This window comes from Robbsia andropogonis (assembly GCF_034047095.1).
Lineage (GTDB): Bacteria > Pseudomonadota > Gammaproteobacteria > Burkholderiales > Burkholderiaceae > Robbsia > Robbsia andropogonis.
The window spans coordinates 3,190,997-3,211,250 of sequence record NZ_CP139170.1 but is presented as its reverse complement, the minus strand read 5'-3'; the positions used below and the strand labels follow the sequence as shown (position 1 = coordinate 3,211,250).

Annotated in this window: 16 protein-coding genes; 8 read left to right on the top strand and 8 right to left on the bottom strand. The window is 60.7% G+C overall.

Annotated elements, in window-relative coordinates; all coding sequences use genetic code 11:
• Nucleotides 1-10 precede the first annotated feature (10 nt).
• Nucleotides 11-916 carry an RNA pyrophosphohydrolase gene (locus SJQ66_RS27425; RefSeq protein ID WP_024901854.1) on the bottom strand — a complete coding sequence of 302 codons (906 nt, stop codon included), beginning with the start codon at nucleotides 914-916 and terminating at the stop codon, nucleotides 11-13.
• 252 nt (nucleotides 917-1,168) lie between these two features.
• Between SJQ66_RS27425 and SJQ66_RS27420 the strand changes: the two genes are divergently transcribed.
• Complete coding sequence (locus SJQ66_RS27420) at nucleotides 1,169-2,941, top strand: proline--tRNA ligase (protein ID WP_024901853.1); 1,773 nt, start codon at nucleotides 1,169-1,171, stop codon at nucleotides 2,939-2,941.
• 105 nt (nucleotides 2,942-3,046) lie between these two features.
• On the opposite strand, the gene SJQ66_RS27415 is transcribed toward SJQ66_RS27420, so the two are convergent.
• Together SJQ66_RS27415 and ffh are read right to left on the bottom strand one after the other, a co-directional pair.
• Nucleotides 3,047-3,598, bottom strand: coding sequence for a hypoxanthine-guanine phosphoribosyltransferase (locus SJQ66_RS27415; protein WP_024901852.1), 552 nt, complete (start codon nucleotides 3,596-3,598; stop codon nucleotides 3,047-3,049).
• Nucleotides 3,599-3,745: 147 nt separating this feature from the next.
• Nucleotides 3,746-5,113, bottom strand: a complete 1,368-nt coding sequence (ffh, locus tag SJQ66_RS27410) for a signal recognition particle protein (RefSeq protein ID WP_024901851.1) — start codon at nucleotides 5,111-5,113, stop codon at nucleotides 3,746-3,748.
• Nucleotides 5,114-5,178: 65 nt separating this feature from the next.
• On the opposite strand from ffh, the gene SJQ66_RS27405 reads away from it, so the two are divergent.
• From SJQ66_RS27405 to SJQ66_RS27375, 7 genes are all read left to right on the top strand, one after another.
• Complete coding sequence (locus SJQ66_RS27405; RefSeq protein WP_320534788.1) at nucleotides 5,179-6,207, top strand: cytochrome C assembly family protein; 1,029 nt, start codon at nucleotides 5,179-5,181, stop codon at nucleotides 6,205-6,207.
• Nucleotides 6,207-6,512 carry a PP0621 family protein gene (locus SJQ66_RS27400; RefSeq protein ID WP_024901849.1) on the top strand — a complete coding sequence of 102 codons (306 nt, stop codon included), beginning with the start codon at nucleotides 6,207-6,209 and terminating at the stop codon, nucleotides 6,510-6,512. The genes SJQ66_RS27405 and SJQ66_RS27400 overlap by 1 nt, the downstream gene beginning before the upstream one ends.
• Nucleotides 6,513-6,622: 110 nt before the next feature.
• Entirely contained in the window at nucleotides 6,623-7,204 is a 582-nt protein-coding gene (gene ampD / locus SJQ66_RS27395) for a 1,6-anhydro-N-acetylmuramyl-L-alanine amidase AmpD (RefSeq protein ID WP_390173982.1), read from the top strand.
• A gap of 617 nt (nucleotides 7,205-7,821) precedes the next feature.
• A complete protein-coding gene (locus SJQ66_RS27390) occupies nucleotides 7,822-10,782 on the top strand; it encodes a ribonucleoside-diphosphate reductase subunit alpha (protein WP_320534787.1) in 2,961 nt (986 codons plus the stop codon).
• Nucleotides 10,783-11,358: 576 nt separating this feature from the next.
• Nucleotides 11,359-11,487: a hypothetical protein gene (locus SJQ66_RS27385; protein ID WP_260843705.1), complete on the top strand. Its 129-nt coding sequence runs from the start codon at nucleotides 11,359-11,361 to the stop codon at nucleotides 11,485-11,487.
• A 185-nt stretch (nucleotides 11,488-11,672) separates the two neighbouring features.
• Nucleotides 11,673-12,890, top strand: a complete 1,218-nt coding sequence (locus SJQ66_RS27380; protein WP_024901845.1) for a ribonucleotide-diphosphate reductase subunit beta — start codon at nucleotides 11,673-11,675, stop codon at nucleotides 12,888-12,890.
• 859 nt (nucleotides 12,891-13,749) lie between these two features.
• Nucleotides 13,750-14,304 carry a histone H1-like DNA-binding protein gene (locus SJQ66_RS27375; RefSeq protein WP_320534786.1) on the top strand — a complete coding sequence of 185 codons (555 nt, stop codon included), beginning with the start codon at nucleotides 13,750-13,752 and terminating at the stop codon, nucleotides 14,302-14,304.
• A 270-nt stretch (nucleotides 14,305-14,574) separates the two neighbouring features.
• On the opposite strand, the gene SJQ66_RS27370 is transcribed toward SJQ66_RS27375, so the two are convergent.
• The 5 genes from SJQ66_RS27370 to accB form a co-directional block, all read right to left on the bottom strand.
• A complete protein-coding gene (locus SJQ66_RS27370; protein WP_036007292.1) occupies nucleotides 14,575-15,060 on the bottom strand; it encodes an outer membrane lipoprotein in 486 nt (161 codons plus the stop codon).
• Between the two features lie 179 nt (nucleotides 15,061-15,239).
• Complete coding sequence (locus SJQ66_RS27365) at nucleotides 15,240-16,190, bottom strand: carbohydrate kinase family protein (RefSeq protein ID WP_024901841.1); 951 nt, start codon at nucleotides 16,188-16,190, stop codon at nucleotides 15,240-15,242.
• Nucleotides 16,191-16,292: 102 nt separating this feature from the next.
• Nucleotides 16,293-17,249, bottom strand: coding sequence for a 50S ribosomal protein L11 methyltransferase (gene prmA / locus SJQ66_RS27360; RefSeq protein WP_024901840.1), 957 nt, complete (start codon nucleotides 17,247-17,249; stop codon nucleotides 16,293-16,295).
• A 233-nt stretch (nucleotides 17,250-17,482) separates the two neighbouring features.
• A complete protein-coding gene (gene accC / locus SJQ66_RS27355; RefSeq protein ID WP_024901839.1) occupies nucleotides 17,483-18,853 on the bottom strand; it encodes an acetyl-CoA carboxylase biotin carboxylase subunit in 1,371 nt (456 codons plus the stop codon).
• Nucleotides 18,854-19,144: 291 nt separating this feature from the next.
• Complete coding sequence (accB, locus tag SJQ66_RS27350) at nucleotides 19,145-19,612, bottom strand: acetyl-CoA carboxylase biotin carboxyl carrier protein (RefSeq protein ID WP_046153092.1); 468 nt, start codon at nucleotides 19,610-19,612, stop codon at nucleotides 19,145-19,147.
• Nucleotides 19,613-20,254: the final 642 nt, after the last annotated feature.

The following is a 20,254-nucleotide window of genomic DNA, read 5'->3' as shown; positions in this document are numbered from 1 at the left end:
GGAATCCTGGTTATTTGAATGCGGCTGGACGACGCGGCAGCGGCGGAAGCGGCAGGCCGCTCGACACCCCGACGGTTAGCGCGCTGATCACCACCAGCGCACCACCTACCGTCGCCCTCCCGGCGATGCCAGCCTGACCGTCGGATGTGGCGAGAGGCGGCGTACCGCTGTAGCGCTCGGTGACCACGTCCTGGACAGGGGTTTGCATCGGCAAAGCGTCCGCTATCGTACCCGACAATGCACAACCCGTCGTTGTACAGTCCGCCGCCTGCGCATCCATGGCGTGTTTCGAACCGTTACGTCGGTGGTCGGCCTCATCCGCTTCACCGCGACATACCGCGTCGTTGCCGGTGCATGATGTGTCACTGTCGGCGCGCATATCGTCGGTACTGCCCGGCGCCGAACCCCCATCGAGTGGAAGGTCTTTGCCGGGCTTGGCCGTGGTGCGACGCACAAAGCGCGACAGCTCGGTCAATGCGAGGTGGTAGACATCGCGCTTGAACTCGATCACCGCGTCAAGCGGTACCCAATAGGTGTTCCAACGCCAGGCATCGAACTCCGGATGCGTGGTGGTTCGCAAGCAAATATCGCAATCGCGACCCACCATGCGCAGCAGGAACCATATCTGCTTTTGTCCGCGATAATGCCCACGAACCTCGCGACGTATGAACTTATCCGGCACCTCGTATCGCAGCCAGTCACGCGTACGGCCGATGACCTTCACGTGTTCCGGAAGCAGTCCGATTTCCTCGTGCAACTCCCGATACATCGCCTGGACCGGCGTCTCGCCGTACTTGATCCCGCCCTGCGGAAACTGCCAGGAATGTTCACGCAGACGCTTGCCCCAGAAGACCTCATTGCGCGCGTTCAGCAGCACGATGCCGACGTTCGGGCGAAAGCCTTCACGATCAAGCATACAACCACCTTCGAATCCTTTAAAATTGCTTTGATTATAAACAGATATGTGTGCGCTTGACACCCCGGGACGGTCCGGACGCCTTCGCGGCGCCGCCACAGGCCGTTTTCGGGAGCAAGGTGCGGTGGTTTGGAGCGGGCACGCGGTGCCTTTCCCGAACCGGCACATACGCCTGTCGACAAGCGCGGCGGGTGGCACGCTAGGCGCCTGACCGGTCTGTTGCCGGCGCTATTTAATTCGGAACCCTACTGCATGAAAGCATCGCGATTTTTCATCGGCACGTTGAAGGAAGCGCCATCGGACGCCGAGATCGTCAGCCATCAACTGATGTTGCGCGCGGGCATGATCCGGCGCGTGGCCGGCGGCATCTATGACTATTTGCCGATCGGCTTGCGATCGATCCGCAAGGTCGAGAAAATCGTACGCGAGGAAATGGACGCGGCGGGGGCGTTGGAAGTGTTGCTGCCGGCAATCCAGCCGGCCGAACTATGGCAGGAGTCGGGCCGCTGGGAGAAATACGGCCCGGAACTACTGCGCTTGAAGGACCGGCATGGCCGCGACTTCGTCGTCGGCCCGACGCACGAGGAGGTGATCACGGACATCGCGCGTAAGGAAATCCGTAGCTATCGCCAATTGCCGGTCAATTTCTATCAGGTGCAGACCAAGTTCCGGGATGAGATCCGTCCGCGTTTTGGCGTGATGCGCGGCCGCGAATTCATCATGAAGGACGCGTACTCGTTCGACAAGGACGTCGCCGGCATGAAGGTGTCGTACCAGGCGATGTTCGATGCCTACGTGCGTATCTTCAACCGTCTCGGCCTGACGTTCCGCGCGGTAGTGGCCGACAATGGCTCGATCGGCGGTACGGGTTCGCACGAATTCCATGTCATCGCCGATACCGGCGAGGACGCGATCGTCTATTGCCCGACATCCGATTACGCAGCGAATATTGAGGCGGCGGAGGCCGTGGCGCCAGGGCATGCGCGCGCCGCGGCGACCGAGCCGTTTGCAAAGACGGCCACGCCCGGTCGCGCCAAGTGCGAGGCGGTGGCGGAGCAGTTAGGCATCCCGCTGCAACGGACGCTGAAGTCGATCGTGATGGCCGTGGATGCGCCTCTTGACGAGCTGAACAACGGCGGTGGCCAACCCGCGACCATTGTCATGCTTTTGCTGCGTGGCGATCATGAAATGAACGAGATCAAGGTGTCGAAGCTGCCGGGCATGGCCAATGCGCGGATGGCGACGGAGGCCGAGATTGTCGATACCTTCGGCACGCCGCCGGGCTATCTTGGCCCCATCCAGGCCCTGAAGCCTTTCACGCTGTTCGTCGATCGTACCGTGGCGGCCATGCATGATTTCGTCTGCGGCGCGAACGCGGTCGACTATCACTTCACCGGAGTGAACTGGGGGCGCGACCTGCCGGTGCCGACCGACGTGCAGATCGCCGATATCCGTAACGTGCTTGCGGGCGATCCTTCGCCGGATGGCAAGGGCGTGCTGGCATTGTGCCGCGGCATCGAAGTCGGACACGTGTTTCAATTGGGGACGAATTATTCGGACAAGCTGCAGGCCACCTGCCTTGGCGAGGACGGCAAGCCCCAGTCGATGCAGATGGGGTGCTACGGGATTGGTATCACGCGGATTCTCGGTGCCGCTATCGAGCAGAACTACGATGCTCGGGGCATCATCTGGCCGGAATCGATCGCTCCGTTCGAAGTGGTGTTGTGCCCGATGGGATATGACCGTAGCGAATTGGTGCGATCGGAGGCGGATCGTCTGTACGAGACGTTGCGCGCCGCCGGCATCGACGTGATCCTGGATGATCGCGGCGAGCGGCCGGGCGTGATGTTCGCGGACTGGGAATTGATCGGCGTACCGCATCGGCTCGTGATTGGCGAGCGCGGCCTGAAGGAAGGGAAGATCGAGTATCAGGGCCGTCGTGATACACAGGCGACGCTGGTGCCGATCGAGGGTGCTGCGATCGTGACGATCGAGAGGGTCAAGCAGGCGCTGTCCTCCCGCTGATATCGTGGAATGATCATCTACCGCGCCGCCAGGGTGTTCGCGGCGCGGGCGATGATTTTATCGATGCCGTGGCGACGGCAATAAGGCATCACCCCGTGATGGCGGTTACGCGGTGGTCGACGCCAGGGCACGAATGGCCGGCAAGTTGCGCCAATAGCCTCTTGCATCCATGCCGCAACCGAAAACATAGCGGTCCGGTACTTCAAAGCCGCAGAAGTCCGGCTTTAGCGGCTTCGGCTTGTTCAATTTCTTCTCGCATAGCACCACGCTCAAAAAGCGCTTCGCCCCCATTGCGACAATGCGGTCGCGAATCGCCGCCATCGTCTCGCCTTCATCCAGAATATCGTCCAATACCAGCACCACCCGGTCCTTGACCGACTCGGCCGGGGAGACGCGCCATTGCATTTCACCGCCTTCGGTGGCATTGCGATAGCGGGTTAGGTGGATGTAGTCGAATTCGAGCGGAAAATCGAGCTTCGGGAGCAACATGCCGGTAAAAACGGCGGCGCCGCCCATCACCGACAGCAGCAACGGGAACTCGTTGCCCACGGCGGCGCGCACGGCCTCGGCCATCCGGTCAATGGCCGCATTGACGGCCTCGGACGGCACGATCTCCTCCGATTCCTGCAGTATCTTCAGCGCTTCTTCGCGATTCATTGCGGCTATCCTGCTCTCTAGACTAGGGTGGCATGCACGATCCGGCATGCATGAATGCGGATCGACATACGGGGCGTTCACATCGCATCTGCCATGCCCGTCGCGCTCCGGTGACACCGCCGCGACCGGCATGGACCAGAGGGGGCATCAGCGCATGCCGGGCAGCATGCCGCGCATGCCCCGCATCATTTTCGCCATATTGCCACCCTTCAATTTTTTCATCATCCCGCGCATTTGATCATATTGCGCGAGCATGCGATTGACTTCCTGGACCTGCACGCCCGCGCCAATCGCGATACGGCGTTTGCGGCTGGCTTTGATCAACTCCGGCTTGGCCCGTTCCTGGGGCGTCATCGAGTTGATGATGCCTTCCATACGACGCATCTGCTTCTCCGCCTGCCCCATGTCTGCCTGTCCGGCAGCTTGCTGGAATTGTGCAGGCAACTTGTCGAGAAGCGAGGACAGGCCGCCCATGTTCTTCATTTGCGACAGTTGCGCGCGGAAGTCGTTCAGATCGAAATCTCCGCCTTTCTTGACCTTGTCGGCGAGCTTCTGCGCGGCCTGGACGTCGACACCTCGCTGGGCGTCCTCGACGAGCGCAAGGATATCGCCCATGCCCAGGATTCGGCTGGCCATACGGTCCGGGTGGAAGACCTCGAGGCCGTCGAGTTTTTCCGCCACGCCGACGAACTTGATAGGCTTGCCGGTGATGTGGCGCACCGACAGCGCCGCGCCGCCGCGTGAGTCGCCGTCGAGTTTCGTCAATACCACGCCGGTCAGCGGCAACGCGTCGCTGAAGGCCTTGGCGGTATTGACGGCATCCTGGCCGAGCATCGCATCGACGACGAACAGCGTTTCGGCGGGATTCAAGACCTGATGGAGCGCCTGGATCTCCTGCATCATCGCTTCATCGATGCCGAGGCGACCCGCGGTATCGACGATCAACACGTCGTGATAATGACGTCGCGCCCAATCCAGCGCGCCCTTTGCGATCTCGATTGGCTTCTGGTCGGGCGTCGAGGGGAAGCACTCGGCGCCAACCTGCTCCGTGACCGTCTTCAACTGGGCGATGGCGGCCGGGCGATAAACGTCGGCCGAGACCGTCAGCACTTTCTTCTTGTGCTTCTCGCGTAGCAACTTGGCGAGCTTACCGACCGTGGTGGTCTTGCCGGCGCCCTGCAGGCCGGCCATCAGAATCACCGCCGGCGGTGTCACGGCCAAGTTCAGTTCGGCGGCCTTGCCGGAATAGTCGCCACCGATGACGGCGACCAATTCGCGCTGGACCACGGCCACGAGCGCCTGGCCCGGGGACAGGCTGGCGATGACCTCCTCGCCGAGTGCCTTTTCCTTGACCTTGGCGACGAATTCCCGGACGACGGGCAACGCGACGTCGGCTTCGAGCAGCGCAAGACGCACCTCACGCAGCATCTCCTGCGTGTTAGCTTCGGTCAGCCGGGCTTCGCCGCGCAACGTCTTCACGACGCGGGCCATTCTTTGGGTGAGATTGTCGAGCATGTCTGGCTGGAAAGTCTGATGTCGGCGCACCGCGCAGCGGGGCGGCCGTGGTGTAAACTCCGATCATGATCATTGTACTGTACGCGGTGACCGCGCTTCTTTATGGCGGGCTGTCGATTGCCGCCTGGCGTGCATTCAGGCAACAGCCCGAGCTCCAGACCGACCCAGAGTCGCCCGGTGGATTCGGCACGCCGCTGATGCAGGGCGTCAGTCCTGTGCAGACATCGGCTGCTGCTGCGCGCAACGGCATGATGCCGATTTCCGGGCGGCTGGCATTATTGGTCGCGCTGCTCGCGCACGGTTTGCTGCTGCATATAACGATCTTCCCATCCAACGGGATGTATTTCGGCTTCGCCCTGTCGTTGTCGTCGATGCTGTGGCTCGGGGCCGGTATCTACATGATAGAAAGTTGGTTCTTCCCGTTGGAAGGACTGGGCGTGCTAGTACTGCCGCTGGCGGCGCTCGCGTCGTTGCTGCCATTGCCGTTCAACGGCGTGCGGGTGCTCGACTACGCCGCGGATCCGTTGTTCAAGGTGCATTTCCTGATCGCCAACGTCTCGTACGGGCTGTTGGCGATCGCCGCGCTGCACGCGGTGCTGATGTTGTTTGTTGAACGACGGCTGCACGCGGCGCGTCGTGGCCGCGCCGCGGTCGGAGCCACCTATCCGCGTGCGCATGGCGCGCAAGGGGCAGGCACGATCAGTACTGGCGCGCCGGGGCGGTTTGGGGCGCCGATGTCCGCGTCGGGTAGCTGGTTCCGCAGTTGGGTGGACGTGCTGCCGCCGCTGCTGACGATGGAAAAATTGTTGTTCAGGATGATTTCGGCCGGTTTCGCGTTGCTGACGTTGACGCTGGTGTCAGGTGCATTGTTTTCCGAGCAGTTGCTCGATCGCGCGTTCAGTCTCGACCACAAGACCGTGTTCGCGGTATTGTCGTGGCTGATGTTCGGTGGCCTGGTCGCGGGACGTCATTTCTATGGCTGGCGTGGGCGCACTGCGTTGCGGTGGGTGCTCGCGTCGTTCGTGGCGTTGCTGCTCGCCTACGTGGGCAGTCGCTTCGTGTTGGAGGTGCTGTTGCACCGTCAGGTGGTTTGATGTCTCGTATGATTTTCTGGATCGTGCTGTTTGGCGCGGCGTGGTGGTTCTGGCGCCGGGCAAAGGCATCGATATTGCGGCATATGATGGACGCGCAGGCGCGTGCCGGTGGCGGTGGCACGATGTCCGGCGCGGGAGCCGGCATGGCGCGCCAGCGCGCCCCGGAGTTGGCCGAGCCGATGGCGCGTTGCGCCTGTTGCGGTGCCTACTCGCCACGTGGCGACACCATCGAGATGTATCAGCACCGTTTTTGTAACGCCGAGCATGCACGGCGTTATGCCGAGGGCGAACGGCCGTCCACGTGACGGTCTCTTTTTTCGACGGAACGAAGAGGCGACACGTGAACGATGTCGGGCGGACGCTGGCGATCGATGCACATGGCTGGCTCTGGCCTGCCGCCCGTGACCGCGAGGTCGTGCAAGCGGTGCTGCAGGGACAGGTGGCGGGACGTGCCGTTGGACCCGATGCCGTTGCGCATCAGCGCTCGCCGAATGCCGATGCGCGGCCTCGCGATACGGCGCCCACGCTGCTGGTGATACACAACATCAGCCTGCCGCCCGACGTGTTCGGCACGGGTGATATCCACGCACTCTTCAACAACACGCTTGATCATGCGTCGGACCCTTATTACGCCTCGCTGTCGGGGGTGCGCGTGTCGGCGCATTTCCTGATCGCACGCGATGGCGCCATCACGCAATTCGTTTCCACCCATGAGCGGGCGTGGCACGCGGGCGCATCGGCGTTTGCCGGACGCGCGCGTTGCAATGACTTCGCGATCGGCGTGGAGTTGGAAGGCAGCGATACGACCCCATTCGAGCCGGCGCAATACGCGGCACTGGCGACGCTGACCGATGCCATCCGCGCCCGCCATCCGATCGAGGCGATCGTCGGGCATGAGCATATCGCCCCCGGTCGCAAGACCGACCCCGGCCCTTATTTCGATTGGGCGGCGTATGCGCATGCGGCACGTCTGCCGACGTCGCTACTACCTATCTGACGCCGGGCATCGGGACTTTCCCGATCTGCCCGGTTAGCGCATTTCCAAGTTAATGGGCAAGGCCCTTGTTGCGCCTGGGCAACCCCCTCACCAGCGCGACTGTCAAGCTAATGCCGTAAAAAAATGGGGCGATAAATCATTTTGCGATGGCATCGTGTACCCACTATACTTAGTGCGGAGAGACGGGCCTGCACACTACATCTGGTGTTATTCTGGGGATAAGTGGTGTGTAACCCGGGGATAACCGGCGCCTAACCGTGCTGCTTCGGTACCTGAGTCTTGCGTGGAGGGCCGTGTGGGCAGGCGGTACAGGATACGGAGGGGATGCGGTCTGTTTGCGGGACAGTTTTCCACAAGGGGCATGCTTGTACTGCAAGCCACGTAAGGACGATGGACGCCGGTATGAGCGTGGCCCTTCGACACATTTTTTTATAGATGCAGTAACCGGGTGCCGCGGCATCGCAGGACGCAGTTCGGAAGGGGCGATAGAGAACGGGGCGTCTCTACACCCGCTATGCCCGGCACACCGTCCGCCTTTCGCATTGCTGATACAGCGGGGCGGCAAGTCTTCCATCTTACATTCGATTATTCGTTGCCCAGACCAGGAGTGTTTGTTTATGCAATCGACCGAGAACGTCGCGACTTCCGTACGCGAGACGCCGTTGCCCGGCGACCAGGGCGGTGTGGCCAGCCATGCGGCAGGTGCCGCACGTGCCGGGGCGCCAACCTACCCGGACCACAAGGTGATCCGCCGTAACGGTTCGGTTGTGCCGTTCGAGCCGTCGAAGGTGGCCATCGCGATGACGAAGGCTTTCCTGGCGGTCAATGGCGGGCAAGGCGCTGCATCGGCGCGCGTGCGCGAGCAAGTCGAGCAGTTGACCGGGAACGTCGTGCGCGCACTGCTGCGCAGTCGGCCAAATGGCGGCACGTTCCATATCGAAGACATCCAGGACCAGGTCGAACTGGCCTTGATGCGTGCCGGCGAGCACAACACCGCGCGTGCCTACGTGCTGTATCGCGAGAAACGTTCGCAAGAGCGTCTGAGCGCGGTGCCGGTGCATCCGGAGGTCACGATCAATGTCGTCGACGGTGAGTATCGTGGTCCGCTGAACCTGGTAGCGTTGCACGAACTGATTGCATCGGCATGCGATAACTTGGGCAGTGCGGTATCGGCGAAGCCGATTCTGGCCGAGACGATCAAGAACCTGTACGACGGCGTGCCGATGAGCCAGGTCTATGAGTCGGCCGTGCTGGCGTCGCGGACGATGATCGAGCAGGACCCGGCCTACAGCCAGGTCACCGCGCGCATCCTGTTGCATACCATTCGCCGCGAGATTCTCGGTGGTGAAGTCACGCAAGGCCAGATGCAGTCGCGTTACGCCGAGTACTTCCCGCAGTTCGTGCAACGCGGCGTGGATGCCGAGCTGCTCGACGAGAAGTTGCTGTCGTACGACTTGCCGCGCCTTGCCGCCGCGCTGAATGCCAGCCGTGACCTGCAGTTCGGTTATCTCGGTCTGCAGACGCTGTATGACCGTTATTTCCTGCACGTCGATGGTCGGCGCATTGAAATGCCACAAGCGTTTTACATGCGCGTGGCGATGGGATTGGCGCTGAACGAAACCGACCGTGAAGCGCGGGCGATCGAGTTCTACGACATTCTGTCGACGTTCGACTTCATGAGCTCGACGCCGACGTTGTTCAACTCCGGCACGCGTCGTTCGCAGTTGTCTTCATGCTATCTGACGACGGTTGATGATGATCTCGAAGGCATATACGAAGCGTTGAAGGAAAACGCGCTGCTGTCGAAGTTCGCTGGTGGCCTGGGTAACGACTGGACGCCGGTGCGCGCGCTGGGCTCGCACATCAAGGGCACCAATGGCAAGTCGCAAGGCGTGGTGCCGTTCCTGAAGGTCGTCAACGATACGGCCGTGGCGGTCAATCAGGGTGGCAAGCGCAAGGGCGCGGTATGTGCCTACCTGGAAACATGGCACTTGGACATCGAGGAATTCCTGGAGCTGCGCAAGAACACGGGTGACGATCGCCGTCGTACGCACGATATGAACACGGCGAACTGGGTGCCCGACCTGTTCATGAAGCGGGTCATGGAAAACGGTGAATGGACACTGTTCTCGCCGTCGCTTTGCCCGGACCTGCACGATAAGTTCGGTGCGGAATTCGAGAAAGCCTACGTGGCCTACGAGCAGCAGGCGGCCAATGGTCAGATGAAGCTGTTCAAGAAGGTGTCGGCCAACCAGATGTGGCGCAAGATGCTCGGCATGTTGTTTGAAACCGGCCATCCGTGGATCACGTTCAAGGATCCGTGCAACGTGCGCTCGCCGCAACAGCACGTTGGTGTCGTGCACTCGTCGAACCTGTGCACCGAGATCACGCTCAACACCGGTCCGGACGAGATTGCCGTGTGTAACCTCGGTTCGGTGAACCTGGTTGCGCATCTGCATGAAGTCGACGGCAAGATGCAGATCGATCATGCAAAGTTGAAGCGCACGGTCAGTGTGGCCATGCGGATGCTCGACAACGTCATCGACATCAATTATTACGCGGTGGAAAAGGCACGCAACTCCAACATGAAGCACCGCCCGGTGGGTATGGGGGTAATGGGGTTCCAGGATTGTTTGCACGCACTGCGTACGCCGTACGCATCGGATGCGGCGGTGGCATTTGCCGACGAGTCGATGGAAGCGGTGTGCTACTACGCTTACTACGCCTCCACCGAGTTGGCCGAAGAGCGCGGCCGCTATTCGTCTTACAAGGGATCGTTGTGGGATCGCGGCATCTTGCCGCAAGACTCGCTGAAACTGTTGGCCGAAGCGCGTGGCGGCTATCTGGAAGTCGACATGTCGAGCCGCATGGACTGGGCGCCGCTGCGTGAGCGCGTGGCCAAGTACGGCATGCGCAATTCGAACTGCATCGCGATCGCGCCGACGGCAACGATCTCGAACATCATTGGCGTGTCACCGTGTATCGAGCCGACCTTCCAGAACCTGTATGTGAAGTCGAACCTGTCGGGCGAATTCACAGTCGTCAACGAATACCTGGTGCGTGATTTGAAGTCGCGCGGCATGTGGGACGAGGTGATGGTTGCCGACCTGAAGTATTTCGATGGCATGCTGTCGCGCATCGATCGCATTCCGGCCGACCTGCGTGCGTTGTACGCAACGGCATTCGAAGTGGATCCGACGTGGCTGGTGGAAGCGGCGTCGCGCCGTCAAAAGTGGATCGACCAGGCGCAATCGTTGAATATCTTCATGGCCGGCGCATCGGGCAAGAAGCTTGACGAGACGTACAAGAAGGCATGGTTGCGTGGTTTGAAGACGACGTATTACCTGCGTACGATGGCGGCCACGCACGTCGAGAAGTCAACGGTGGCACATGGTGCGTTGAACGCGGTGCCAAGCGGCGACGGTGGCTTGTCCGCCAGCGCGGTGTCGGCCGCGCCAGCGGTTGCCGCCGCGGTTACGGCGACGATGCAAGCCGCTGCAGTGGATGAAGCCGATGGTCCGGTTTGCATGATGCGTCCGGGCGATGACGGCTTCGAAGAGTGCGAGGCGTGCCAGTAAAGGTAGTGGCCGGGTCGATCGATCCGGCCGCGATGTGCAACGGTCGTTGTCGACATTAGTGTCACTGAAGTAACAGTCGTAACGGGGTCGAACGTGTGGCGGGTAAATCGTGTCGAAGGTGAGACGATGCCCGCACCGTTCGACCTTTTTCTTCACCGTTGCCGTGACCTGTATGTATGACGAAGCGGCACGGCGCTGGTGGCGCACGTTGCATCATGTGGCGCGCGCACAGTGACCCTGTGTCGCTATATATGGCCCTTTTTGGCGATGGCGAGTACTATATTTAGTGGTTTTGGGTGGGCGATCACAGGGATGGGTGCTACACTTGGTTCCGCGACTTCGTGCAGGGCCTCGTGCGCCATCTACCCGTGACGTCGCAATGCGAATGCCGTGCGGGAACGTCCACAAGACAAGTGCAATGGCGGACGATCCAGCGGTGCGGCATGCATAACGCATCGATGGTCATGTGGGCAGCGATCGTGATCGCATTGCCATGCGTGTGATGCGGCGAATGTGGATGTCGTCCATCGGCACGCGTGTTGCCGCGTTGGTGCCATTACGATGCGGAGGCGTCGTGTGGATGATGTCGAGGCGAGGCCGTCCCATATCGCACGCGAAGTGCGCGACATATCAACGACGCTGCGGCGGCACTTGCTCGACGGTATCGCGCACCGCCGCATGGGGCGGCAAGCGACCGACGCATGATGGACGCCGAAAGATGTGAGCCATGAGGCAAATGACATCGCGTTCAGCACCCTGGATGGGTTTTGCGATCCAGATGTTGCTAATGTGCGATGCATGCAAAGACAAAACAGCTTTTTTGTGCAAGCGATGCTTTTATCGTTTGACAAAAAATGGTACAACCCGACTTGAATAAATGGTGAAAGCGAATGCTGAACTGGGATGAAGAAACTTCCGTGATGCAACCTGCCGGTGCGACGCAACGAGCAGGGGTGTCGTCGGTGCAGAATGCAGGCGGCGCAGTGACGGGTGCGACGTTGCCGCAAGCGATGCCGGAAGCCCAGGCCGCGTTCGCGCAAGATGTCGCGAAGGCACCGGCAGCGCCGCAACAGGCAGCGCCGAATCCGACAGCCCGCGTGAATGTCAGCGACAAGCGGATCATCAACGGTCAGACCGACGTCAACCAGCTGGTGCCGTTCAAGTACAAATGGGCATGGGAAAAATACCTGGCCGGCTGCGCGAATCATTGGATGCCGCAGGAAGTGAACATGTCGCGCGACATCGCGCTGTGGAAGGATCCTAACGGTCTGACCGAAGACGAGCGTCGGGTCGTGAAGCGCAATCTGGGATTCTTCGTGACGGCGGACTCGCTGGCGGCCAACAACATCGTGTTGGGCACGTATCGGCATATCACTGCCCCCGAGTGCCGGCAGTTCCTGTTGCGCCAGGCGTTTGAGGAGGCCATCCATACGCACGCGTACCAGTACATCGTCGAATCGTTGGGTCTCGACGAAGGCGAGATCTTCAACGCGTATCACGAAGTGACATCGATCCGCGACAAGGACGAGTTCCTGTTGCCGTTCATCGATACGTTGACAGATCCCGCGTTCAAGACCGGTACCTTGGAAACCGACCAACAACTGCTGCGCTCGTTGATCGTGTTCGCCTGCATCATGGAAGGTTTGTTCTTCTATGTCGGATTTACACAGATTCTGGCGCTTGGTCGTCAGAACAAGATGACCGGCGCGGCAGAGCAATACCAATACATCCTGCGTGACGAGTCGATGCACTGTAACTTCGGTATCGACTTGATCAATCAGATCAAGCTCGAGAACCCGCATCTGTGGACTGCGGAATTCAAGGCGGAGATCACAGGGATCTTCCGTCAGGCAGTGGATCTGGAGTATAAGTACGCGGAAGATACGATGCCGCGTGGCGTGTTGGGCTTGAACGCAAGCATGTTCAAGGGGTATCTTCGCTTTATATGCAATCGCCGTTGTCAACAGATCGGCCTGGACGCCATGTTCCCGAACGAGGAAAATCCGTTCCCGTGGATGAGCGAGATGATCGACTTGAAGAAGGAGCGCAACTTCTTCGAGACGCGAGTCATCGAGTACCAGACAGGTGGCGCACTCTCTTGGGAGTGATCGTAGGCAGTCCGTCGGTGGCGAGATGCGCGAGAGTGACGTGAAAGTGCATCGCATTGACACGGAATGCGGCGATTACGTCACATGGTGGAATGATGTTTGCTCTACTTTTGTCGTGAAGGCGGTAGCATGGCGCATGTGGTCGAGCCATGTGACCGCCAGCAGTGATACCTGATTCGAACAACGACGCATCGCAGCGACGTTGTCGCCAGTGACGCACTGGCAGGAAGCAGTCGGAGAAGACAGCATGGCAACAGACGTTGGTAAGCGCGTGATATGACGCCCCAACGGACAAGGCGGTAAATCGGAGTGTACTGACGGCGGTCCCGCGCGCAAACATCGCGTGAACAGATAGGACATCCTAGAAAGCGTGTGACCTCGACAGTACCGGATGGATAGTGCCAATTAACGAAGTGGGGAAAGTCGTCCTGATGCAGAGCGCTTCGTGCGGCCAATCGGCCCACCTGGATGACCGAGAGCTCTTTGCGATCCCTTCAGTGGGAGGGACCAACGCCCCTCCAAAAAAAGGACCCGTTTTCAAGCGATCCGATTACAAGTCAGGTTCCGAACTCTGCGCCGACGCCTTCGGCAGCGCGGAACCGCCTCATCAACCGTCACGATGCGATCGACCTGCCGATGGTGGCCGATCGCGTTACACGCGCATGCGATCGATTCCGGTCGCGTGCGCGTTGCCGCATTCGTCTGTTGGGCACCGATTATCGGTTCCCAGCGAACGAATAGCTCGTTTCAACGGCATGCCACGTCCCTGGCATCAAAGCCTGGGCGTCAAGCCGTCAACGGGTTCCCGACGTAGGGTGTTGTTGCTTCACATTTCATCCGACAACTGAAGGAGAAAAACATGGCTACCGCCAAAAAGAAACCTGCTACAAAGAAGGTCGCTGCAAAGAAAGCACCGGCTAAGAAAGCTGCTGCCAAGAAGGTCGCGGTCAAGAAGGTTGCCGCAAAGAAAGTAGCGGTCAAGAAGGTTGCCGTTAAGAAGGTCGCCGCAAAGAAAGCACCGGCGAAGAAGGCCGCTGCAAAGAAGGTCGCCGCCAAGAAAGTAGCGGTGAAGAAGGTTGCCGCGAAGAAGGCGCCGGCAAAGAAAGCGGCAGCGAAGAAGGTCGCCGTGAAGAAGGTCGCCGTGAAGAAGGTCGCCGCGAAGAAGGTCGCCGCGAAGAAGGCACCGGCGAAGAAGGCTGCTGCAAAGAAGGTCGCTGCCAAAAAAGTAGCAGCGAAGAAGACGGCCGCGAAGAAGGCGCCGGCGAAGAAAGCTGCCGCCAAGAAAGCCTCGGCAAAGAAGTCAGCGGCAAAGCCTGCCCCTGCGCTCGGTGCGACGACGCCTACGTCACCGGCGGTGAAGACCACGCTGAGCACCACGGGTGCCTGGCCGTTTCCCACCAGCCCGAAGCCGTAATGCGCTGCCGCGTTCGCGCGGCCTCACCGAAGGCAGGCACGACCGGTCATCCGGTGCGATGGTCAGGCTTGGCGGCAACCGCACTGCCAGCTTACCGAGCCCCGACCGGACCCTCGGCGTACGATCTTGCGATAAGCAACATCGTACGCGTCATCCGCTTGCCACAAAAAGAAACCCGCCCTCGCTTACGCGAATGCGGGTTTTTTTTACCGATACGTCGGTCGATGGCTTCATGCCATCCCGAACCGTCTTGACGCGCGGGGAAACGGCTTAGTGCGTCACACGCGTTATGCCACCGCTTGTCAGCAGCCTGACGCGCTGGCCCGCGGCGAACGTCTCGGCGCTTGGCGCTTGCGTGATAGCACGCAGGTCGCCGTTGTCCAGGCGTACAGTGATCTCGACGCCTTGCTTGGTGCCAATGCCTTTCTCGATCGCGTTGCCTGCCACGAGGCCTCCGAGACCGCCGAGGATGCCGGTCACCAGCGATCCGCGTCCACCACCGATCGCACTCCCTGCAACCGCGCCGAGGGCGCCGCCGCCGATCGCGCCGACACCGGTCGTCTCGCCTTCGCGAATCTGTACGGCCCGCACGGATTCCACGGTGGCCATGCGGACCGTTTGTTCGCGCTGTGCTTGGGACACCGTGTACGAGTCCGCGGAGGCACCGCCGGTGGCACATCCCTGCATGACCAACAACGTTGCTGTCATCGGTACGATGACAGCAACTTGCCATAGCGTCGTCTTGCTCATCTGCATTTTCTCCTGTTACCGCTGCCCACTATTACGTGATAGTCGCTGCAACGCCAGCCTGGTTTCCGCGCCACTTCGGCGAGGGGAATGGCGTTGCGTATCTTAGTTATATACGCCTAGACATTGATCTCAGCGCCAATGCGAACGCTACCGACGGTGGGCACGTCACGAGGCAGTGAGCGAGGTCAAGCCAATGCGTATCCAAACGCACGTTGGAATGCGGCGTGCAGTTCGTCCACGGTCAATGCATAGTTCTGCGGACCCTGCGTCGCGATCTTCAATGAGCCCATCAGGCTCGCCAGCCGACCGGTCGTAGGCCAATCCAGACCGTTTTCGATGCCGAACAGCAGACCGCCGCGGAACGCATCGCCGCAGCCGGTCGGGTCGACGATACGTTCCGCCGGCACTACGGGGATGTCATCCTGTTGGCCGTCGCGGTAAATCGTCGCGCCCTTCTCGCCACGGGTCACGATGGTGGCCTGCGTGCGTGAGACGATTTCGTCCCACGACCAGCCTGTCTTGTTCTCAACCAATTTGGCTTCGTAGTCGTTGACCGCCAGATAGGTCGCGAGTTCGATCATACGACGTAGCGTGTCCTGTTGGAACAGTGGCAGGCCCTGACCGGGGTCAAACAGGAAGGGAATACCCGCTTTTGAGAATTGTTCGCAGTGCGCAATCATCCCATCGAGGCCATCGGGGGCGACGATGCCCACCTTGATCGCCCCATCATCGTTGCATGCCCGCTCGACGTCGTTTTGATGCGATTGCATCATCGCGCCAGGATGGAAGGCCGTGATCTGATTATTGTCGAGGTCGGTCGTGATCATCGCTTGAGCGGTGCTCGCGCCATCAATCACGCGGACATGATGGGCTTTGAGATCCAGTTCGCCCAAGCGGTCGAGGTAGCGTTGACCATCGACGCCGCCGATGGTGGCCATGATGCGAGCGTCCCCCCCCAGCATGCGCAGGCTATACGCGATATTGCCCGCGCATCCGCCGAATTCCTGACGCATCGTTGGCACGAGAAAACTGACGTTCAGAATGTGCACCTGATCCGGAAGGATATGTTCGCCAAAACGCCCTTCGAACGTCATGATGTTGTCGTAGGCGAGCGATCCGCAAATGAGCGAGGCCAAAGTGTTTTCCCAGAAAAAGTAAATGTGCCATGAACCATCATGGCGGCTATGAGGTATTTTACTCAGCCCCCGCCATCATTGCGAACTGGCGTGCGCGATGTACTAAGCGCGGCGCGTGCCGCTGAGGCAGACCCACCCTTCGTGTTCACGCCAGACATGCATGTCGATCCACGGCGCATACGCCGCGGCCACTTCTTCGGCCTGGCGTGCCAATACGCCGGAGAGCGCGATGCGACCACCGGGCCGCACACGCCCGCATAGCATCGATGCCAGTACTTTCAACGGATTCGACAGGATGTTCGCGACGACGATATCGAACGTCGCTCCCGGTTCGGCCACTGCCTGCGCGCCCGTGGCGCTGCCAGGCGCCGAGGCCGCTGCGGGCAGGGCGTCTGGCAGGCCAAAGCGCAGCGCCTGGCCGGCTACACGATTGCGGGCCGCGTTGTCGTGCGCGGTCGCTACCGCCTGAGCGTCGATATCGATTCCTACCACATCGCGCGCACCGCACTTGACGGCGAGAATGGCCAGGATACCGGAGCCGCAACCGTAGTCGAGCACGGTATCGCCATTCTGGACCTGGCTTTCCAGCCATTCCATGCACAGCCGCGTAGTCGGATGGCTGCCGGTGCCGAAGGCCAGGCCGGGATCCAGTTCGAGGATCAACGCGTCGGGGTCCGGGGCATCGTGCCACGATGGCACGACCCAGATGTGTCTGCCTATCGCGATGGGTGCGAACTGGGATTGCGTCAGGCGGACCCAGTCCTGGTCCGCGATCTCACGCGTCTCGAACGACGGTACGGGCAACAGCAGGTGGTTCGCCGCCGCGCGCAACAGGACGTCCGGGTCCTGATCCGCAGATAGTAGCGCGACGACGCGTGAGTGATGCCAGCTGTGCGACTGCACGACCATGCCGGGCTCGCCGAAAACGGGCTGCTCGTCCGGCGTATCGGCATCGGCGTCTTCGATCGACACGGACAGGGCGCCCAGGTCCATCAGCGTGTCGGAGAGCGCTTCGGCGGTGTCACGCGCCGCATCAATGACTAATTCGCGGTAACTCACGCGGATACTCCTGTTCAGCCGTCCAAACCCGGATGATACGCGATGTCACCGGGTGTTCGACACCGCGCCCGTCGTGGTATCGAAGGGACGTATCGAAAAAAAGCGCGGGGCACCGGGGCGGCGCATGCACTGCGTCAGTCCCACGGTACACCCGCGCGGTGGTCCTTCTGGCAACGTTCCCGGCAGTGGTTCGGCTTGTCCACGAGGCGCAACCCTGCACGCGCCGGTTACGTTCAGGCCTGGTTGCCTTGCTCGGCGGCTTTATTTGCGGCCAGGCGTTCTTCCAGATAATGGATGCTCGTGCCGCCGGCGATGAATGCACCGTCGGCCATCAGTTCCCGATGCAGCGGAATGTTCGTCTTGATGCCTTCGACCACCATTTCCGACAGCGCGATCTGCATCCGCTTGATCGCCTGATCGCGGGTGGCACCATAGGCAATGACCTTGCCGATCATCGAATCGTAGTTCGACGGCACGAAATAGCCATCATAGGCATGCGAATCGACACGGATGCCAGGGCCGCCCGGTGGATGCCATGACGTAATGCGACCCGGTGACGGCGTAAACTTGAGGGGGTCCTCGGCATTGATACGGCATTCGATCGCATGCCCGCGCAGTTCGACGTCGCGCTGACGGATCTCCAGTTTTTCGCCTGCGGCGATGCGGATCTGTTCCTGCACGATGTCGACGCCCGTGATCAGTTCGGTGACGGGATGTTCGACCTGCACGCGCGTGTTCATTTCGATGAAATAGAACTCGTCGTTTTCGAACAGGAACTCGAACGTGCCGGCGCCACGATACCCCATCTTCTTGCAGGCCTCGGCGCAGCGTTCCCCCACTTTTTCGACGATGCGGCGTGCAATACCCGGGGCCGGCGCTTCCTCGATCACCTTCTGGTGGCGGCGTTGCATCGAGCAGTCGCGCTCACCCAGCCAGATGGCGTTCTTGAACGTGTCGGCAAGAACCTGGATTTCCACGTGACGCGGATTCTGCAGGAACTTCTCCATATAGACTTCGGGATTGCCGAAGGCTCGGCCGGCTTCCTCGCGCGTCATGTTGACCGCGTTGATCAACGCCGCTTCGCTGTGGACCACGCGCATGCCACGACCGCCGCCGCCGCCCGCGGCCTTGATGATCACGGGATAGCCCACGGCGCGGCCGATCTTGATGATCTCCTTCGGATCTTCCGGCAATGCGCCTTCCGAACCGGGCACGCACGGCACGCCGGCACGGATCATTGCCTGCTTCGCAGACACCTTATCGCCCATCATACGGATGGTTTCCGGGCGGGGTCCGATGAACGCGAATCCGGACTGCTCGACGCGCTCGGCAAAGTCGGCATTTTCCGACAAGAAGCCATAGCCGGGATGAATTGCCTCGGCATCGGTGACTTCCGCGGCGCTGATCAGCGCCGGCATGTTGAGATAGCTGAGATTCGACGGAGCCGGACCGATACACACGGCTTCATCCGCCAGCCGGACGTACTTTGCTTCCTTGTCGGCTTCGGAGTAGACCACCACGGTCTTAACGCCGAGTTCACGGCACGCGCGCTGAATACGCAGCGCGATTTCCCCGCGATTGGCAATGAGAATTTTTTCGAACATAGCTGAAAAGCCTAGCGGAATGTCGGACGATCGTTACCGATCGCCGGGATCAATCGAAAAGGCACGAAAACTGTCGGAACAGGGCGGGACGGCGTGTTCGCTGCGAATGTCGCGGTCCCGGCGCCTTCTTCTCGGCATACGCCATCACGCACGCGCAGGAGAACCATGCGGTCTTCACTCTGTCTCATCCGCCGAAACGCGTCTTCGTGCCGACGACGACATCGGCGCGGGCTACGCGCACCGTCCTGGGGACCGGGGGCGCGTGGCACGCCGGGCTGTCCGCCCGCGGTATCAGCCGATAACGAACAGCGGCTGGCCGTATTCGACTGCCTGGCCGTTGTCGACCAGTACTTCCTTGATCACGCCGCTCTTGTCGGCTTCGATTTCGTTCAACAGCTTCATCGCTTCGATGATGCAGATCGTCTGGCCTTCCTTGACCGTGTCGCCCACCTGGACGAAGGATTCCGCACCCGGTGAGGGTGCGCGGTAGAACGTGCCGACCATCGGTGACGTGACGATATGGCCTTGTGGCGCCGCCGGCTCGGCGGGTGCTGCGCCAGGCGCCGCACCGGCAGCGGGCGCACCCGCCGCCGGTGCGCCCGCTGCCGGTGCGTAATGGACCGCCGGCGCCGCCGCCGCGTACACCGGCGCCGCATTCTTGACAATGCGCACGCGGCCTTCGCCTTCCGTGATTTCGAGTTCGGAAATGCTGGACTCGGCCACCAGGTCGATCAAAGTCTTCAGCTTACGTAGGTCCATCGAAAAAGCTCCGTTTAAATTAATCTATGATCGGAACTACGACAGGCAGGCTTACCCCTGGCGCCCCTCGAACGGCGCCACGCACACGGCGGCCGCGCTTATGGAGACGACAATGGTCCGAGCCATTCGGTCACCCCTCGCATGTCGGATCTGTCACGATCGCGGGATCAACCCCACGGACGTCGGGGTCAATTCCTGATTAGCGTCAATGTAACCTAACTTCGTCCAATCTGCACGCTTTTTGCGAAAAATTCTGCTAATTTCAGCGTATTTCCAGGATCGCATGCTGTGACGCAAACATGTATTCTGTCGAGAAACAATTGACTGTCGCCTGGTTGCAACAAAGTGATGGTTCGCAGCAAAATTCGCGAAGTTGCGCGACTTTACCGCTATTTGAAAAAAACTGTCCAGTGAAAAATAGGACTCAGCTTATTTCAGCGGGGGCAAAGGCGCGTGGCGCCCTGATCCGATGGGCGTTACGCGCGACGTCGTTGTCTGTCGGCGCGGACGCCATAGGGCACGCCGGTCCTTTCGCATAAGACAGGCACAAAACGACAGCAACGGTAATGCGGACGATACAAAGCCCATGCTGCATTCCGCGACATCGCAAGCAGATCCTGGAAGAGGGCGCACGAAAGCAAG

Bases quoted from the DNA above. Each gene is read 5' to 3' on its own strand.
- accB (WP_046153092.1), bottom strand. From the start codon at position 19,612: ATGGACCTACGTAAGCTGAAGACTTTGATCGACCTGGTGGCCGAGTCC.
- accC (WP_024901839.1), bottom strand. From the start codon at position 18,853: ATGTTCGAAAAAATTCTCATTGCCAATCGCGGGGAAATCGCGCTGCGT.
- SJQ66_RS27415 (WP_024901852.1), bottom strand. From the start codon at position 3,598: ATGAATCGCGAAGAAGCGCTGAAGATACTGCAGGAATCGGAGGAGATC.
- SJQ66_RS27425 (WP_024901854.1), bottom strand. From the start codon at position 916: ATGCTTGATCGTGAAGGCTTTCGCCCGAACGTCGGCATCGTGCTGCTG.
- SJQ66_RS27420 (WP_024901853.1), top strand. From the start codon at position 1,169: ATGAAAGCATCGCGATTTTTCATCGGCACGTTGAAGGAAGCGCCATCG.
- SJQ66_RS27400 (WP_024901849.1), top strand. From the start codon at position 6,207: ATGTCTCGTATGATTTTCTGGATCGTGCTGTTTGGCGCGGCGTGGTGG.
- ffh (WP_024901851.1), bottom strand. From the start codon at position 5,113: ATGCTCGACAATCTCACCCAAAGAATGGCCCGCGTCGTGAAGACGTTG.
- SJQ66_RS27380 (WP_024901845.1), top strand. From the start codon at position 11,673: ATGCTGAACTGGGATGAAGAAACTTCCGTGATGCAACCTGCCGGTGCG.
- SJQ66_RS27390 (WP_320534787.1), top strand. From the start codon at position 7,822: ATGCAATCGACCGAGAACGTCGCGACTTCCGTACGCGAGACGCCGTTG.
- SJQ66_RS27375 (WP_320534786.1), top strand. From the start codon at position 13,750: ATGGCTACCGCCAAAAAGAAACCTGCTACAAAGAAGGTCGCTGCAAAG.
- SJQ66_RS27405 (WP_320534788.1), top strand. From the start codon at position 5,179: ATGATCATTGTACTGTACGCGGTGACCGCGCTTCTTTATGGCGGGCTG.
- SJQ66_RS27370 (WP_036007292.1), bottom strand. From the start codon at position 15,060: ATGCAGATGAGCAAGACGACGCTATGGCAAGTTGCTGTCATCGTACCG.